This is a genomic window from Mesorhizobium sp. M7A.F.Ca.ET.027.03.2.1 (assembly GCF_003999175.1).
Taxonomy (GTDB): domain Bacteria; phylum Pseudomonadota; class Alphaproteobacteria; order Rhizobiales; family Rhizobiaceae; genus Mesorhizobium.
Genome location: NZ_RZOM01001082.1, coordinates 1 through 2,085, shown reverse-complemented (window position 1 = coordinate 2,085; position 2,085 = coordinate 1). Strand labels below are relative to the sequence as shown.

The 2,085-nt window shown below is 61.8% G+C and carries 3 protein-coding genes; 1 reads left to right on the top strand and 2 read right to left on the bottom strand.

Going from position 1 to position 2,085, the window contains the following annotated elements:
• The coding region (locus EN750_RS31440) for an autotransporter outer membrane beta-barrel domain-containing protein (protein WP_127399029.1) at window positions 1–946 on the top strand (946 nt) is incomplete at its 5' end.
• Between the two features lie 49 nt (window positions 947–995).
• On the opposite strand, the gene EN750_RS31435 is transcribed toward EN750_RS31440, so the two are convergent.
• Together EN750_RS31435 and EN750_RS40085 are read right to left on the bottom strand one after the other, a co-directional pair.
• Complete coding sequence (locus EN750_RS31435) at window positions 996–1,619, bottom strand: LysE family translocator (RefSeq protein WP_127270197.1); 624 nt, start codon at window positions 1,617–1,619, stop codon at window positions 996–998.
• Window positions 1,620–1,715: 96 nt separating this feature from the next.
• Window positions 1,716–2,085 (bottom strand): hypothetical protein (locus EN750_RS40085; RefSeq protein WP_210212784.1); only part of this gene is annotated, 370 nt, incomplete at its 5' end.

Genomic DNA, 2,085 nt, shown 5'->3' with positions numbered 1-2,085 from the left:
CTATCGCATCGAGGTTCCGGTCTATTCCGCCTTGCCCCCGGTCGCCGAACATCTGGCGATGACGACGCTCGGCACCTTCCACGAACGGCGCGGCGAGCAGAGCCTGTTGTCGAACACCGAGCTGTCGCCGGTCTGGGGCCGCATCTTCGGCCAGGACAGCAAGATGGCATATTCAGGAACGGTATCGCCGTCCTTCGACGGCACCCTGTTCGGCCTCCAGGCGGGCTTCGATCTGTTCGGCCGCGAAACCGCGTCGGGCCAGACCGATCGCGCCGGCCTGTTCGTCGCCTATGCCAGCATGAATGGCGACGTGCGCGGCCAGGCGCTGGGCTGGGACAATCTGTCCGTCGGCAGCATGGATATCAACGGCACCAGCGTCGGTGGCTACTGGACCCGGATCGGTCAGGGTGGCTGGTACCTGGACGGCGTCCTCATGGCCACCTTCTTCGGCGGAGACGCAACATCGTCGCGCGGCATCGGCATCGACGTCGGCGGGACCGGTGTCACCGCTTCGCTGGAAGGCGGCTATCCCATCGCGCTGGGGCAAGGCTGGGCGCTTGAACCGCAGGCGCAACTGGTCTGGCAGCAACTGTCGCTCGACGATGCATCGGACCGCTTTGCTTCGGTTTCCTTCGATACCGACGGCAACGTGACCGGCCGGCTCGGCGCACGGCTGCAAGGCGAAACAACGATCAATGGCATGGCGCTGCAGCCGTACCTCAAGGCCAACATCTGGCACGATTTCGGCGGCACGAGCCATGTCAATTTCGACACCACCGATATCTCCACCGAGGGCAGATCGACCTCGTTCAAATTCGGTGGCGGTGTGATCGCCAAGGTGACGGACAAGGTCAGCATCTTCGCCACCGGCGACTACACCACCAATCTCGGCGGCGACGAGCGTCGGATACTCGAAGGCAATCTTGGGTTCAGCGTCAAATGGTAAGGTTGATCATGACCCGAAAACAATTTCGGGGTCATGAGCAAAAAGACAGCTAATTGCTGGAACGCATCGCCACCGTGGCGATGCCGGCGCCGACCAGCAGCGTGCCGCCGGTGCGGTTGAAGATCCGGATCGCCTTGGGATTGCGCACCACGTTGCGTGCGCGTGAGGCGATCAGCGCATAGCCAAAGGCATTGGCGAAGGCGAGCGCGAGGAAGGTCGTCTCGAAGATCAGCATCTGCGTCCAGAAATCGGCGTGCCGGTCGAGGAACTGCGGCAGAAAGGCGACGAAGAAGGTGATGCTTTTCGGGTTGAGCGCGGTGACCAGCCAGGCGTGCGCCATCATCTTGGCCGAGGAGACCGCGTCGGTGCGCGGTTCGGCTTTCAGCGCGCCGCCGGCGCGAAACAGTTTCACGCCGAGATAGATCAGATAGCCGGCGCCGATCAGCTTCAGGATGGTGAAGACACCAGCCGAAGCTGCCAGCAGCGCGCCGATGCCCAGCATCGACAAGGTCATCGCGGTGAAGTCGCCCAGCGCCACGCCGATTGCCATAGGCAGAGCGGTGCGCCAGCCCTGGCCCAACGCGTAGGACACGACGAGAAGGATGGTCGGACCCGGAATGATGAGGAGGATCGTCGACGCGGCGGCGAAGGCGGCCCAGTTTTCGAAGGACATGCTCGTCTCCCTTGAGCTTAAAGAAGAGGATAAATCCTTAGGCCCAGGAGAATGTAAAGAGGCGATTTCCCTGACTGCGCCAGCGGCAGATCGGTGTCAGTTCGCGCCGCTCAGCGTGCTCACGATATCGGCCAGGCTGACATTGGCACCGAGAACGGTTGCCGCCGCGACAATGGCAGCGGCAAAAAGCTTGATGTCGGTTTTTAAGATCTTGCACATGGAGGCCCCTCGCTGATGGTTCGAGGAGTAGGAAACGCCGGCGCCGGGAATATGACCCGGCCGAGGTCTTTTTGTGCAGCAGCCTTCGTTCAAGCCCAGGCAAGAAGGTCGGACATCGTCAAGGCCATGCGCAAATGCAGGCTGTGCAACGTCTTCACGCTTTATCAACCATGAATGATGAAAATGCCCGCTATCCGGCCGGACCGTGCTTCCCGCCGACAGCGTAGGGTCTGGGTATATGCGTGAG